The 15,330-nt window shown below is 35.6% G+C and carries 15 protein-coding genes; 9 read left to right on the top strand and 6 right to left on the bottom strand.

Features of this window, described 5'->3' with window-relative positions; all coding sequences use genetic code 11:
• Window positions 1–43: 43 nt before the first annotated feature.
• Complete coding sequence (pdxA, locus tag YW9_RS0110885; RefSeq protein ID WP_018280203.1) at window positions 44–1,093, top strand: 4-hydroxythreonine-4-phosphate dehydrogenase PdxA; 1,050 nt, start codon at window positions 44–46, stop codon at window positions 1,091–1,093.
• A gap of 19 nt (window positions 1,094–1,112) precedes the next feature.
• On the opposite strand, the gene YW9_RS0110890 is transcribed toward pdxA, so the two are convergent.
• The 6 genes from YW9_RS0110890 to YW9_RS0110910 form a co-directional block, all read right to left on the bottom strand.
• Entirely contained in the window at window positions 1,113–1,424 is a 312-nt protein-coding gene (locus YW9_RS0110890; protein ID WP_018280204.1) for a hypothetical protein, read from the bottom strand.
• Window positions 1,414–1,815, bottom strand: a complete 402-nt coding sequence (locus YW9_RS13720) for a hypothetical protein (RefSeq protein ID WP_231555495.1) — start codon at window positions 1,813–1,815, stop codon at window positions 1,414–1,416. The genes YW9_RS0110890 and YW9_RS13720 overlap by 11 nt, the downstream gene beginning before the upstream one ends.
• Complete coding sequence (locus tag YW9_RS12825; protein ID WP_018280206.1) at window positions 1,769–2,575, bottom strand: clostripain-related cysteine peptidase; 807 nt, start codon at window positions 2,573–2,575, stop codon at window positions 1,769–1,771. The genes YW9_RS13720 and YW9_RS12825 overlap by 47 nt, the downstream gene beginning before the upstream one ends.
• Window positions 2,576–2,718: 143 nt before the next feature.
• On the bottom strand, window positions 2,719–3,060 hold the full coding sequence (locus YW9_RS12830; RefSeq protein ID WP_018280207.1) for a hypothetical protein: 342 nt from the start codon (window positions 3,058–3,060) through the stop codon (window positions 2,719–2,721).
• 74 nt (window positions 3,061–3,134) lie between these two features.
• On the bottom strand, window positions 3,135–3,608 hold the full coding sequence (locus tag YW9_RS0110905) for a hypothetical protein (RefSeq protein WP_026193996.1): 474 nt from the start codon (window positions 3,606–3,608) through the stop codon (window positions 3,135–3,137).
• 9 nt (window positions 3,609–3,617) lie between these two features.
• A complete protein-coding gene (locus YW9_RS0110910) occupies window positions 3,618–5,285 on the bottom strand; it encodes a C10 family peptidase (RefSeq protein WP_018280209.1) in 1,668 nt (555 codons plus the stop codon).
• 371 nt (window positions 5,286–5,656) lie between these two features.
• On the opposite strand from YW9_RS0110910, the gene atpB reads away from it, so the two are divergent.
• The 8 genes from atpB to purL all read left to right on the top strand — a co-directional run bounded on the left by atpB (window position 5,657) and on the right by purL (window position 15,023).
• Entirely contained in the window at window positions 5,657–6,727 is a 1,071-nt protein-coding gene (gene atpB, locus YW9_RS0110915; protein ID WP_018280210.1) for a F0F1 ATP synthase subunit A, read from the top strand.
• 54 nt (window positions 6,728–6,781) lie between these two features.
• Complete coding sequence (gene atpE / locus YW9_RS0110920) at window positions 6,782–6,988, top strand: ATP synthase F0 subunit C (RefSeq protein WP_018280211.1); 207 nt, start codon at window positions 6,782–6,784, stop codon at window positions 6,986–6,988.
• Window positions 6,989–7,078: 90 nt separating this feature from the next.
• Entirely contained in the window at window positions 7,079–7,570 is a 492-nt protein-coding gene (locus tag YW9_RS0110925) for a F0F1 ATP synthase subunit B (protein ID WP_018280212.1), read from the top strand.
• A 6-nt stretch (window positions 7,571–7,576) separates the two neighbouring features.
• A complete protein-coding gene (gene atpH, locus YW9_RS0110930; RefSeq protein ID WP_018280213.1) occupies window positions 7,577–8,125 on the top strand; it encodes an ATP synthase F1 subunit delta in 549 nt (182 codons plus the stop codon).
• A gap of 63 nt (window positions 8,126–8,188) precedes the next feature.
• Complete coding sequence (gene atpA / locus YW9_RS0110935; RefSeq protein WP_018280214.1) at window positions 8,189–9,769, top strand: F0F1 ATP synthase subunit alpha; 1,581 nt, start codon at window positions 8,189–8,191, stop codon at window positions 9,767–9,769.
• A gap of 88 nt (window positions 9,770–9,857) precedes the next feature.
• On the top strand, window positions 9,858–10,262 hold the full coding sequence (locus YW9_RS12835; RefSeq protein ID WP_018280215.1) for a hypothetical protein: 405 nt from the start codon (window positions 9,858–9,860) through the stop codon (window positions 10,260–10,262).
• Between the two features lie 39 nt (window positions 10,263–10,301).
• Window positions 10,302–11,159 (top strand): ATP synthase F1 subunit gamma, encoded by an 858-nt coding sequence (gene atpG / locus YW9_RS0110945; RefSeq protein WP_018280216.1) that lies wholly within the window; start codon window positions 10,302–10,304, stop codon window positions 11,157–11,159.
• A gap of 198 nt (window positions 11,160–11,357) precedes the next feature.
• Entirely contained in the window at window positions 11,358–15,023 is a 3,666-nt protein-coding gene (gene purL, locus YW9_RS0110955; RefSeq protein WP_018280218.1) for a phosphoribosylformylglycinamidine synthase, read from the top strand.
• The last annotated feature ends 307 nt before the right edge of the window (window positions 15,024–15,330 follow it).

The raw sequence follows: 15,330 nt of genomic DNA on the forward strand, positions 1-15,330 counted from the left end.
TTTTGATTATTAATTAAGAAAGATGTGATAAAATGTGTTTTTTATGAAAGATAATTTGATAAAAGTAGGAATCTCCATCGGTGATATGAATGGAGTGGGTTTGGAAATAATTCTCAAAACTTTTGAAGATTCAAAAATGTTGGAGTTGTGTACACCAATCATTTTTGCTTCAAACAAAACGGTTTCCTATCAACGTAAATATTTCGATATAAATACAAATTTTCAAGGAATTGAGAAAATTGAAAATGCTATATCGGGAAAACTTAATGTATTGAATTGCTGGAAAGAATCGCCGAATGTAACTTTTGGAAAAGTAACGGAAGAAGGAGGGAAATATGCTTTTATTTCTCTTAAAAAAGCTACAGAAGCACTTAAATCTGGAGAAATTGACGTGCTTGTTACGGCTCCCATCAATAAGAATAATATTCAGTCAGAGGAATTTAACTTTCCAGGGCATACAGATTATTTGGCTAAGGAGCTTGAGGGACAAAGTTTGATGTTTATGGTGAGTGAAGAACTCCGAGTGGGGCTTTTTACTGACCACGTTCCACTGAAAGATGTAAGTTTACATATTACTGAAGAGCTTATTTTCAGCAAAATACGATTGATGAATGAATCTTTGAAGAAAGATTTTTGTTTGCAACGTCCTAAAATTGCTGTTTTGGGGCTTAATCCGCACTGTGGTGATGGGGGAGTGATTGGTTCTGAAGATGATGAGGTTATCCGTCCTGCATTAAGAAAATTATTTGAGGAAGGTGTTTTAGTTTTTGGACCATTTTCTGCGGATAGCTTTTTCGCTACACAGAATTACCTCAATTACGATGCAGTGATAGCACCTTATCACGATCAAGGTTTAATTCCTTTCAAAACCCTATCTTTCGGAAATGGAGGGAATTATACCGCTGGGCTTAGTAAAGTACGTACTTCTCCTGATCACGGAACGGCTTACGAAATTGCTGGTAAAGGAATTGCTGATGCTAATTCTTTTCGTCAGGCTGTGTTTATGGCGATAGATATTTTTAGAAATCGACTTGAATACGAATTATTATTGGAAAATCCTCTCAAAACAAAAGCTTTGGAAGCAGAGAAATAGGAAGGTTTGAAGCATAAAGCTATTTTGCTTTTTGTATAATAATAACTCCTTTCGGACTAATTTCAATAATTATTCGTTCTTGGTTGCCTTGCAAAGTGATTGAACTTTCCATCTTTAAGCGAGATTGTGATATACAAGTAACAAGATATGTTCCTTTTGGAAGAAAAAAAGTATTTGAGATAGTTTCTTTGGGCAGATTTTCCAAAAAATACCTATCAATAGAAACCGAAACATTCTCGAAATAATTATTATGTACTTTAATTTCGTATTTTTCGGGTTCATAAGTTGTTTTTGAACAAGAAAAAATGCCCCAGAACGAACTAATAGCCAAAAAAAGAAGCCAAATTAGTGGTTTTGTACCAAGATGATTTTTTGTAAATTTCATTTAATGATGTATTTTGGTTAAACAAATACGTACTGATTCCGTTGCAATTATCAAGTGATAAATTAGCCATTTTGGCGGTGTGCTTTTCCGTTTTGCAGAGCTTTTTCCAGCAGTCGTTTATTTCGGAAATAGCATTAGATTGAGTGTCCAAAATTTGTTTTAGGTCGAATAATAACTTTTCGTTATTTCGACTATATTGCTGTAAATAAGAAAGTTGCAATTTAGTGAATTCTTTCATATCAGCAACTATTCTTCTACAAATTTGAGCCAAATGTTCCAAAAAACGACTATCAATCAGCGTTGGTAGCAGACTGATAGGCTCCCCTTTGTGAAGCATAATGTTCGTAATAGGTTTCAACGACTTTTTCAAGTTCTAAGCTATTGAGTTGTGGAACAATTCGCTCGTAAGGAAAACCCTCAGCTAAAATTTCGGCAGGTGAGGCGATGAAAAAGTCTGCCGAGTAACGCAGTTCATATAGCACTTCAACAGAAGCCATAAAACACGCATCGAACAAAATGTAATCAAAATGATATGGTTGTAAACTTTCAGCAAGTTCTGCGATTTCCATAGCCGAATCAGTAGGCACATTGTCTTTTCCGAATGATTTGAAGAAAGGTGTTGTGCTATTTTTTGCTGTTTTTCGGTTGTTTTCAATGTAGTAATCACTTGGAAGCCACGTATTTCCGTGTGACCATAAAATTAACCCTTTGGGGCGGTTTACGCCTTGATACACTGAAAAAGCATCTTTCAAAACGTTTTGAAAAATGTGCTTATCGGCAGAATTCTGTTCAGGATAGGAGTAGATAATTTTTGATTTTATCTCATCAGAGGAGTCAGGTGTAATTTCTAAAAGTACAGGATGTTGCGGTAGTCCCACTGAAGCATACGTGTCGATATAAACCAACCACTTGTCTTTTCCGTTGGGAGTGAAAGCTTTTTCCATCTCATTGATGTCTTTTAAGGCGTAGGGAGCAAGGTCATTATCAGCAATCATATACACCAGTGTAATTTCTTGGTTTTGATGTTGTTCCTTTGTTAAATTTTCTTTTTGGCAAGAAAACAAGAAGGTTAGGGCAAGTGAAATATAAAAACGCATAGGGCTTGGTTTAAGAACTTTGGCAGTAATTTGTTTACTGCCAGAGTGTATTATTTTGCTAAATAATTGCCTTCAATTTTAACGCCATCAACACGGATTTCATTTGTATGTGCAACGGGGCCACAACCCTCGCTTTGCATATATCAGTTTACCTCTATTTTATATGTTTTTACAGGATTTTGTAGATAAAGTGTTTCGGTTTTTCCTGTATAAACGTCATTCTCAAAATTCAAATTAATGCGTATTATTAAATAGTCTTTTCTGTAAGTATTATCAAATATAAAGGGATAGATTTTATCCTCTTTATATATTTTAACATTATCTTTGTTGAGATTTCCTACTGGATCTACAAATTCTTTGTAAATTTCTGATTCCTTATTAATAAGTAAACTAAGCACAGGAGGAGGGGGATAACAATCCTGCCCTCTATCTTCACAACCCAATAGTGTTGTAACAATAAACAATAGAAGTAAAAAATTTTTCATGGCGATATTATTTAATGAACAAAATGTACGTCCTTAATTACTCATAAAGCTGTAAAAAGCTGTAATTGTTGGTTTTATTCTTGATTAACGTCTATTCTATAAGTGTGTGTCTCTATGGTAACTTTATTTTGCTCTATTTTTTTGCCATTAAAATAAAGTTCAATCAAGGCAGATCGATCACCGCATCTTTCTGTTTTGTAGTAATTTCCTCGTACTTGTAAGGTATCGGTTTTTTGTTGATATTTTACATAAAAAGTGTCTAAATTGCCCGTATAAAATGTTTTTAAATCTTCTGGTACAACAAAAACATTTCCGTTATAAACGTTTAAATCTTGAATTTTAACTATTTTATTTTCAGATAGTTTATGTAAAACAGCCTCTTTTTTATATTCTTGCATATCATTAGGAAATAAATCACGTCGTTCCACATTATTTTTTACAATGATAATTGCCAATCCTGGTGGCTGATTTTCACAATTTATGCTGTCTTCTCTAACACAATTTGCAAAGGCACACAATGATGTTATTAGGAGTAAAAAATGTTTCATTTTGTCAATTTATTTTATGTTAATTAATATGTCATTATGGTATTTATAATTTCCTTGTGAGTCAGATTTGTAAGTGTTAGAAGCATTTTTTCTGCCAGTTCTTGAATTAAAAACATCAAGGCGATACCAACCAGAGCCGTCATATCCCGCTATTCTTGTCGCATTACCTAACAAACTTCCTCCCCATCCAAAATTCTGATGGACAAGTTCAAGCGTATTCCTTGAGGTTGTTTCATAGGAAGTGAGTGCGTCATTATAGCAACTCATTACTCTAAAAGTTGTAATAGGCTGTACCATTTCAACGTAGCCATCAATTACCCAAGCGTGGCAACTTTCATAGGTTGTGTTATATCGGATACCTAAAAACCGATGGTTGATTTTCTGTGCACATCCATCTATGTAAATGGGTCTGTTATTTGTGATTTCATTAACCACCTTTCTTCCGTCATAAGACACTTGATAGACATTTGTATATCCTAACTTTTTAAAAGTATCTTCGGCGTTATTAGTAGATGCTCCACTGCCATCACAACCGTAGTTCATATCTAACAGATCCCCATCTCCTAATTTTGCCAATAAATATTGTATATCTTCCTTCGCGGTAGGATTGTTGCTAACTCCGAAACTATAAATATTAGAAAACATATCTCCGCTATCTATCTTTGTCATTTCATTCCAGTGCATTGTTCGTCCTTTGAAAACAGCTGGTTTTTTATGGTACGCCATCAGTTGCCCTACAGCGGTAGCTACACAACCAACTGGAGCTTGCTCATTTATACCACATTTTAAAGAAACCATATTGTCGTATTCTCCACCTTGTCCCCAAAGAGTTTTTAGCAAGGGAGAAACTTTCTTTACAATTCTCCACTCTCCATATTTGTTATATCCATTTTCTAATTCCCTCCTATAATCATTCATCTGCGGATGCCAGCTTGTAAAAGCTATATCAACCCCATAAACAGAACAAAACCATTCTCTGTATTCTTCGTGAGAATTGAAATTCATTCCTTCCGAAGAGGATTTTGTTTTTATGCGTTTGCCGTTTTTGTCGAAATACCCTTGTTCAACAAGTTTCTCTTGTTTTTCCTTTGGAAGTTGTTTAAAGATAAGTTCTTCGGCTTGGGCTTTTAAGTTTTCTTTATTTTTCTCAAAAATTTCACGTTCTTGGTTTATGTAGTCTTCAATGTATTCAAAAAGAATTGCCTGACCAGGATTTTTTGGTGCATTGCCCAACGTGCCGTGTGAGTTGTAGACAAGCACACCTGGAACGCGTCTGTCGGCAGAAGTAACCACATAACCTTGATTGTTAGTAAAATTAATCACGTACACATCAGCTTGTTCTTGCTCACTTGATTTAGTAGGCACATAAGGCTTACGTGAGTCTGCTGTAACCACTTCTGTTGATGCAATTTGCAAAGGTGATTTGGTGACAATACCTTCTACTTCACGCATTTGGGTGGCGGTAAACAAGGCGGTTTCTTGTGCTTCTTTTGCCGAAATGTGTGTCTGTCCTGTCAGGGCAACTAGTGCCAACGCATCTGAGTTTACAGTTTCACTTGTTTCGGTAGGTAGTACCGTAGTGGTAGTTTCATTTGTAAAAGATGTGATACTTTCTTCTTGTTGACAAGAAACGAAAATCCCTGTTGCTAAAACGAAAGATAGAATTTTTCTTTTCATAAATTTGGGGTTTTAATTAATATTCACGAATTTCTTGTAAAAGATTAGATTACAAGTCTATATCTAAAAATAATCAAAAACAAATAAAATATAAATTTTAACATTTCGGAAAAGTTGCTTTCCTTTTCTAATTGGTTAATGAGGTGGTTTTGTTTTTTTAGGTAAGTGGTTAATGAGGTTTTCTGCGTTTGGTATAGAAATCTTGAAAAAAATGATTCTAAGAATGGCTTGAAAAACATTTATAATCAGTGTGTTATAAAAAAAAGTAATTTAGATTTAAAAAAATATTCTAAAAATTTTCTTAATTCCATTTGAAAATGTAAATTTGCCGAATTAAGAAAAATATTGTATCGCATTTTTATAAAACTATAATGATAACTAGGAACATAATTCAACATTTCATTTTATCTTTATTACTTTTTTTACCTTTTCAAGTTTTTTCTGCCGAAACAAAGGAAGGAGAAACTTTTGACCCTGTGGGAATGATTATGCACCATATTGGCGATTCGCACGAATTTCACATTTATGGAGAAGGAGAATCCTCTGTTTCATTGCCACTTCCAGTGATTCTCTGGACGGAAAATGGTTTGGTGACTTTTATGTCAAGTGAATTTCATCACGACAATGAAGGTAAAGTGGTGGTAGAACGTAACGGAATGAAGTTTGCTCGTTTTCACGAGGAGATTTTTTATACAAATGCTGACGGAACGCTTAATTTTGATGGAACAGGTCACGTAACTAATAGTCGTCCGTGGAATTTTTCAATTACGAAAAACGTACTTTCGCTAATTATTGTTTCGTTGTTGTTGTTGGCAGTTTTTGTTCCTATGGCAAGGTCTTACAGAAAAAATCAAAGAGCTCCGAAAGGAATTACTGCTTTTCTGGAACCTATAGTTCTTTTTGTGCGTGACGATATTGCCATCCCACAGATAGGAGAGAAGAATTATGCTAGGTATATGCCATATTTGCTTACTATTTTCTTCCTTATTTGGTTTGGAAATCTTTTCGGATTAATTCCATTTTTCCCATTCGCTGGAACATTGACAAATGATATCTTGTTTACTGGCTTTTTAGCTGTTGTGACATTTTTAGTGACATTGTTCAGTAGCAATAAGAATTACTGGAAACATATTTTTGCTACGCCAGGTGTTCCATTTTGGTTACTACCTATAATGATTCCTGTTGAAATTTTGGGAATGTTTACAAAGCCATTCGCCTTAATGGTGCGTTTGTTTGCTAATATCACGGCAGGACACATCATTATCTTGAGTTTAGTATCTTTGATTTTTATATTCAAGACACTCGCGGTGTCACCTGTATCTGTTGCGTTTGCGTTATTTATTAATGTTTTAGAGTTATTGGTAGCGGTTTTACAGGCTTATGTGTTCACTTTGTTGTCAGCTTTATTTATAGGTCAGGCAGTTGAGGAAGAACATCACTAATTTTCGGAAAATAATTTTATATTATATTTTTTATTAACACTTAATTTTTTTATTATGACTTTAGCTTTAGGAGGAATTGGGGCTGCTATTGCAGCTTTGGCAGCAGGTTTTGGTATTGGTAAAATTGGAGCAGCTGCTATGGAAGGTATTGCTCGTCAGCCAGAAGCAGCTTCAAAAATTCAAACAGCTATGATTATTGCTGCCGCTCTTATCGAGGGTGTTGCCCTTTTTGCTGTGGTAGTTGCATTAATCGCAAAGTAGTTAAAATTGAAAATCATCTTGCAACGGTTGGTTGCAAGGTGATTTTTATGTAAAAAAGAAATCTAATTACTAAATAAATATATTTTTATAATGAACTTTACACATCCTGAAAGTCTTTTGTTTTGGGCAACTTTGATTTTTATCATTTTGCTCTTCTTGTTGTCAAAATTTGCTTGGAAACCAATTCTTTCTGCAGTGAAGCAACGTGAGGATTCTATTAATAATGCATTAGATGCTGCAGAAGAGGCACGAAAACAAATGGCTAACTTGAAAGCTGATAACGAACGCTTATTGGCTGAGGCACGTGCCGAAAGAGATGCAATGCTTAAAGAAGCAAAGGAATTGAAAGATAAAATTGTCTCTGAGGCAAAAGACGAAGCTCATAGAGAGGGACAAAAATTAATCGAACAGGCTAAGCAAACTATTGAAGCTGAGAAGAAAGTAGCTGTAGCTCAACTGAAGAGCCAAGTGGCCTCTCTATCTATTGAAATTGCTGAAAAAGTAATGAAAGCTGAGCTTTCTGACGAGAAAAAGCAAACAGCCCTGATTGATGAGTATTTAAAAGGAGCTACTTTAAATTAATGGGTTATGTACGGATTTAGAGCAGCTAACAGGTATGCGAAAGCACTTCTGGAATATGCCTTACAGCAGAATTCTGTTGAGAGGGTTTTTCAGGATATGGAGTTGATTCACAGTACGATAAGTTCAAATAAGGAGTTAGGTAACCTTTTGGATTCGCCTATTGTGAAGACTATTGTAAAGAAAAACGTTTTGGAGAAAGTTTTTGTAGATATTTCTCCTGAAGTACACAGATTGTTCAAGTTGTTGATAGAGAATAGACGTTTGCCTATTTTGAATCAAATTGCTCAAAAGTTTGTAGTTCAGTATAATGAGTATAAGAATAATCAAACAGCAATTGTAACAACAGCAATTCCTCTTACTGATAATATGAGAGTAGAGGTGCTTCGTAAAATTGAGAGTCTGACGCAAAACGCAAATATCACTATCGAAAACAAGGTAGATGAAAGTATTATTGGAGGATTTATTCTTCGTATTGGGGACATTCAATACAATGCAAGTGTCGCTTACAAATTAAACAAACTAAAACAAGATTTTCAAGAGAAATTATTTGTTTAGTTTTATTCTGTGATTGTATCACTAAAAATGATTTTTTACTATTAAAAGATATAACTTTAAGAAATGGCAGAAATTAAAGCCGCTGAAATTTCAGCAATTTTAAAAGAACAATTAGCTAATTTTGATGCAACTGCTTCTTTGGAAGAGGTAGGTACGGTGTTGCAAGTAGGAGATGGTATTGCCAGAATCTTCGGATTGTCAAATGCACAATATGGAGAGTTGGTAAAGTTTGATAACGGACTGAAAGGAATTGTATTAAACCTTGAGGAGGACAACGTTGGTATTACTTTATTAGGTCCTTCAACAGATATTAAAGAAGGCGATACAGTGAAAAGAACTGGGCTTATCGCTTCTATTAAGGTAGGTGATGGCATTGTAGGTCGTGTAGTGGACACGCTTGGAAATCCAATAGATGGAAAAGGACCAATCACAGGGCAATTGTACGAAATGCCTTTGGAGCGTAAAGCACCTGGGGTTATCTTCCGTCAGCCAGTAAATGAGCCATTGCAAACAGGTATCAAATCGGTGGATGCGATGATTCCTATCGGAAGAGGACAGCGTGAGTTGGTTATTGGTGACCGCCAAACAGGGAAAACTACGGTTTGTATCGATACCATTTTGAATCAAAAAGAATTTTACGATGCAGGAAAACCTGTATATTGTATATATGTAGCTATCGGACAAAAAGCTTCGACAGTGGCTGCTATTACCAAAACATTGGAAGATCACGGAGCGTTGGCTTATACCACGATTGTAGCTGCAAATGCTTCTGACCCAGCACCAATGCAGGTGTATGCACCCTTTGCAGGAGCAGCTATTGGGGAGTATTTCCGTGACACAGGTCGTCCAGCATTGATTATTTATGATGATTTGTCAAAACAAGCGGTAGCATACCGTGAGGTGTCATTGTTGCTTAGAAGACCACCAGGACGTGAGGCTTACCCCGGGGACGTTTTCTATTTGCATTCTCGTTTGTTGGAAAGAGCTGCTAAGGTAATTGCTGACGACAAAATTGCACAAGGAATGAACGACTTGCCAGAGAGTATTAAACATTTGGTAAAAGGAGGAGGGTCGCTTACTGCTTTGCCAATCATTGAAACTCAGGCAGGTGACGTTTCGGCATATATTCCAACGAACGTAATTTCAATTACTGACGGACAGATTTTCTTGGAGTCTGATTTGTTTAACTCTGGGGTACGTCCAGCGATTAACGTAGGTATTTCGGTATCGCGTGTGGGAGGTTCGGCTCAGATTAAATCAATGAAAAAAGTTGCGGGAACACTGAAACTTGACCAAGCCCAATACCGTGAGTTAGAAGCATTTGCTAAGTTCGGTTCGGATTTGGACGCAGCTACAATGAACGTTATCGAAAAAGGTAAACGTAACGTAGAAATTCTAAAACAATCCCAGAACGACCCATACACGGTTGAAAATCAAATTGCGATTATCTATGTAGGTTCTAAAAACTTGTTGCGTCAAGTGCCTGTAAATAAAGTGAAAGAATTTGAAAAAGAATATCTGGATTTCTTGAACTTGCAACATCGTGATGTTCTAGATGAATTGAAAGCGGGTCAATTCAATGACAAAATCACCGAAACTTTGGAGAAAGTAGCGAAGGAGCTTACTGAGAAATACGTGAAATAATCCTAAATTAAGATTCAATTCTTTGTCAAAAGTGTAAAATTTTGACAAAAAATTGAGAAGTTCTTTTGTGTAATCTAAATTTTAAGTTATGAAAAGTTTTTTCTGTTTTTTCGGATTTGGAGTATTATTTTTATTGGCTTGTGTGGGAAATAAAGATATTACACAGGAACAAGAGGAACAAATTATTAATAACTTGTTTCTTGAAATTACACGGATAGTTTCAAATGAAAGTTGTGAAGATGGTTCTCAATGGGATTTTGCTCCTATAGGAAGCAAGGCTTGTGGAGGTCCAATGGGATATATAGCATATCCTAAAAACATTGATGTAGAGGCGTTTTTAAAGAAAGTAGCGAAATACACACAAAAACAAAGAGAATTTAATCAAAAATGGGGAATAGGAAGCGATTGCTCTATTCCTGCACGACCTAAATCGGTAGATTGTGAAGGAGGAAAACCTATTTTTCGGTATGATGTTACTTCTGTTAAACATTGAAATAGAAAATAAATTACAGCATTTTCAGAGAATAGAAAAATGGCAAATTTAAAAGAAATACGAAGCAGGATTTCATCGGTAAGTTCCACGATGCAGATTACGGGAGCGATGAAAATGGTATCGGCAGCAAAACTCAAAAAAGCCCAAGATGCTATTTTGGCGATGAAACCCTATGCTTATAAACTAAAACAATTGTTGGAGCAATTGAGTTCCGCTTTAGGAAGTGATAATGTGTACAATGAACGTCCTGAGGGGGTTGCCAATGTTTTAATTGTTCCAATTACTTCAAATAGAGGTTTGTGTGGAGCTTTTAATTCCAATATTTCAAAAAAAGCATTAGAGCTTGAAGCTCAGAAATATAAAAATTTGAATGTCAAGTTTTATACCATAGGTAAAAAGGGAAATGATGTTTTAAAGAAAACGGATAAAGTTTTCAGACACGAAACACATATCTTTGATAATCTGAATTTTGCAGGAGCTTCCGAGTTAGCTTCAGAACTGATGGAGCTATACACCAGTGGTCAGTTTGATAAAATTGTACTGGTTTACAATAGTTTCAAAAATGCAGCAACTCAAATTGTAATGGAAGAAACTTTCTTACCAATTCAAACTGTCACAGAAAAACAGGAGAACACAACAATTGATTACATTTACGAGCCTTCAAAAGAAGAAATTGTAAAAGAGTTAATTCCAAAGTCGTTGAAAGTACAGATTTTCAAAGCTTTACGTGATTCGGTAGCCTCAGAACACGGAGCTCGGATGACGGCGATGCATAAGGCAACAGACAACGCTAACGAGCTTAAAAATCAGCTTAAGTTGACTTATAATAAGGCTCGGCAGGCAGCCATCACAGGTGAAATTTTGGAAATTGTAGGTGGTGCTGAAGCCTTGAACTAAAGTGTATTCTATTTGAAATTTATAGTAAGAAAGGGGAGTATTTTAAAAAATATTCCCTTTTTGTATAAAATCTTATAACGATTACTAAAAATCTTGCCATTTGTAAAATGGTAATTACTGAACATTGTTATAGCATTCAATTTCTCTTTCCTTTTTCACTTTTTTTATATAAATTTGTCGTTTAAATCCATAAATCAAATGATACATTTCTTTAAAAATCCGAAGCAGAATTTATATGCGGTGCAAACTACCGAAAACTTATCTGAGCAAAACATTTCTAAACTAAATTGGCTTTTTGGTGGAGCTCAGAAAATTGAGCAGGAAGTTCTTAAAGGATTTTTTGTAGGACCCCGTGCAGCAATGATTACCCCTTGGAGTACAAACGCTGTCGAAATTACCCAAAATATGGATATCCAAGGAATTATTCGTATAGAAGAATTTAGCGAAGTATTGGAGGATTTTACTGATTTTGACCCAATGTTATTTCAGAAATACAATGGGCTGTATCAAGATATTTTTACCATAAATATTACACCCGAACCTGTTTTAGAAATTGATGATATTGAGGAATATAATCAAAAAGAAGGCTTATCATTAAGCGTCGAGGAAGTAGAATATCTTAACAATTTATCAAAGAAATTAGGTAGAAAACTTACTGATTCTGAAGCTTTTGGATTTTCTCAAATTAATTCGGAACATTGTCGTCATAAGATTTTTAACGGAACTTTTATCATTGATGGAGAAGAAAAACCAAGTTCTCTTTTCAAGCTAATTAAGAAAACTTCTGAAACAAATCCCAACGAAATTGTTTCCGCTTACAAAGATAATGTTGCTTTCATTCAAGGTCCTGTGGTAGAGCAATTTGCTCCCAAAACTGCTGATAAACCTGACTTTTTTGAAACTAAAAAATTTGAGTCTGTTATTTCGCTCAAAGCAGAAACACATAATTTTCCAACAACTGTCGAACCATTTAATGGAGCTGCGACAGGTTCTGGTGGGGAAATTCGCGACCGCTTGGCAGGAGGACAAGGCTCATTGCCACTTGCAGGGACGGCAGTGTATATGACTTCGTATTCTCGATTGGAAGAAAATCGCCCGTGGGAAAAGGCGATGGATGAACGCAAATGGTTGTATCAAACTCCGATGGATATTCTTATCAAAGCTTCGAACGGAGCTTCTGATTTTGGAAATAAATTCGGACAGCCACTCATCGCAGGTTCGCTCTTAACCTTTGAACACGAGGAAGATGCAAAGAAGTTGGGATTCGATAAGGTAATTATGTTAGCTGGTGGTGTAGGATATGGAAAGAAATCACAAGCTATAAAACATCAGCCAAAAGAAGGAGATAAAATCGTAATTTTGGGTGGAGAAAATTATCGCATTGGTATGGGAGGGGCTGCTGTTTCAAGTGCTGATACAGGAGCGTTTGGTTCTGGAATTGAACTGAATGCAATTCAGCGTTCCAATCCTGAAATGCAAAAACGAGCAGCCAACGCCATCCGAGCAATGGTAGAGGCTGATGAAAATCCGATAGTTTCCATTCACGACCACGGGGCAGGTGGACATCTGAATTGCCTTTCTGAGCTTATTGAAGAAACAGGCGGGAAAATTGATTTGGACAAACTTCCTGTAGGTGACCCAACGCTTTCTGATAAGGAAATCATCGGAAATGAATCTCAGGAACGTATGGGATTGGTTATTGGAAACAAACATATTGAAAAATTAAAAACCATAGCTGAACGTGAACGAAGCCCAATGTATGAGGTAGGAGAGGTAACTTCTGATAAGCGTTTTTCAATAACTTCTAAAAAGAAAAACACGAAACCTTTGGATTTCCATCTGTCGGATATGTTTGGTAGTTCTCCAAAAACCATAATGGAGGACACTTCTGTCAAAACAGAATATGAAGATTTAGTGTACTATCAAAGTAATATAAAGTCATATTTAGAACAAGTTTTACAACTTGAAGCTGTTGCTTGTAAAGATTGGCTTACTAATAAAGTTGACCGATGCGTGGGTGGGCGTGTAGCGAAGCAACAATGTGTAGGGGCTTTACAGTTACCACTTAATAATGTGGGAGTTATGGCTCTTGATTATCAAGGCAAAGAGGGAATTGCGACAACCATAGGGCATTCGCCTCTTACAGCATTGATTGACCCTGTGGCAGGAAGCCGAAATGCAGTTGCAGAAGCTCTGTCTAATATTGTGTGGGCTCCGCTTAAAAATGGAATTAAAGGAGTCTCGCTTTCAGCTAATTGGATGTGGGCTTGTAAAAATAAGGGAGAAGATGCTCGTCTGTACGAAGCTGTAAAGGGCTGTTCGGATTTTGCTATTGAATTGGGAATCAATATTCCAACAGGAAAAGATTCACTCTCAATGAAGCAAAAATATTCTAATGGAGACGTGATTGCTCCTGGTACGGTAATCATTTCATCTGTTGCGAATTGCACGGATATTACCAAAGTAGTAGAGCCTGTTTTAAAGCGAAATGGTGGAGCGATTTATTATATCAATCTCTCACAAGATAAATTCAAATTAGGAGGTTCTTCATTTGCTCAAATTTTAAATAAAATTGGAAAAGAAACTCCTACTATTAAGGATGCTGAATATTTCAAAAAGGCGTTCAGTGCTATTCAATATCTTGTAAATCAAGGTGAAATACAAGCAGGACACGATATAGGAAGCGGTGGTCTCATCACTACTCTGTTAGAAATGTGTTTTGCAGAAAATGATTTGGGAGCTGATTTTGATTTTTCAGTTTTTAAAGAAGAAGACACAGCAAAATTATTATTTAATGAAAATATTGGTCTTGTTTTTCAGGCAAATACAGAAGCAGAAAATTATCTGAAATCAGAAGGGATTGAAGTTTTCAAAATTGGAACAGTAACAAATTCTGATATTCTGAATGTTACAAATTTTGATACAGAATTATCGTTTAATATTTCAGAATTCCGTGATATTTGGTTTTTAACATCTTATTTGTTAGATAAAAAACAAACTAAAAACGATAAAGCAACAGAAAGATATCAAAATTACTCGGAGCAACCGCTAAATTTTGTATTTCCGAAGCATTTTACAGGAGAAAAACCTAAGTTTTCGAGTGGGAAACGACCAAAAGCGGCTGTAATCCGTGAAAAAGGAAGTAACTCTGAACGTGAAATGGCAAATGCAATGTATTTGGCAGGTTTTGATGTGAAAGATGTACATATGACAGACCTTATTTCAGGAAGAGAAACGTTGGAAGATGTGCAATTCATCGGAGCTGTGGGCGGATTTTCAAATTCGGACGTGTTGGGAAGTGCCAAAGGTTGGGCAGGAGCTTTTCTCTATAACGAAAAAGCAAAAACGGCTTTGGAAAATTTCTTCAAAAGAGAAGATACGCTTTCGGTAGGAATTTGTAATGGTTGTCAGTTATTTATGGAATTAGAGGTTATCAATCCTGAGCACAAAACACACGGAAAGATGATTCACAACGATAGTGGAAAACACGAAAGTGGATTTACTTCAGTAACCGTTCAGAAAAATAATTCCGTGATGCTTTCTTCGTTGGAAGGGACAACATTAGGCGTTTGGATTTCGCACGGAGAAGGAAAATTCTCCTTGCCAATGGCTGAAAATGAGTATAATATTGTAGCAAAATATGCCTATGAGGGTTATCCTGCGAATCCTAATGGTTCAGATTATAATACGGCAATGCTTTGTGATAAAACTGGACGTCATTTAGTAATGATGCCACATATCGAACGCTCTATTTTCCAATGGAATTGGGCACATTACCCCGAAAATCGACACGATGAGGTTTCACCTTGGTTAGAGGCTTTTGTAAATGCACGAAAGTGGATCGAGGAAAAACAAGGAAAATAGTTAAAAAATCAATAATTTAAAAGCTATTTTATTGTTTGAGTGCATAAATATTAATATTTTAACAGATAACTTATTGAAAATATTCGTTAAAATTTGTAGTTTAAATTCCTTAATTCTATGCAAAAAAGCCACTGAAAATGCCAATTACATAATAATTTTTTGTTAAAGTGAAGATAAGCTATTGTATTATGAAAATTATTCGTACCTTTGCAGAGCAATGAGGGTGGTAGCTCATTGTAAAACTTCAAATAATAGTTTTCATAATTTAAAGTTTTGGTTGGTTAATGGAAAAGTCCGATAGTTTTAT

The sequence above is a fragment of the Capnocytophaga cynodegmi DSM 19736 genome, from assembly GCF_000379185.1.
GTDB lineage: Bacteria > Bacteroidota > Bacteroidia > Flavobacteriales > Flavobacteriaceae > Capnocytophaga > Capnocytophaga cynodegmi.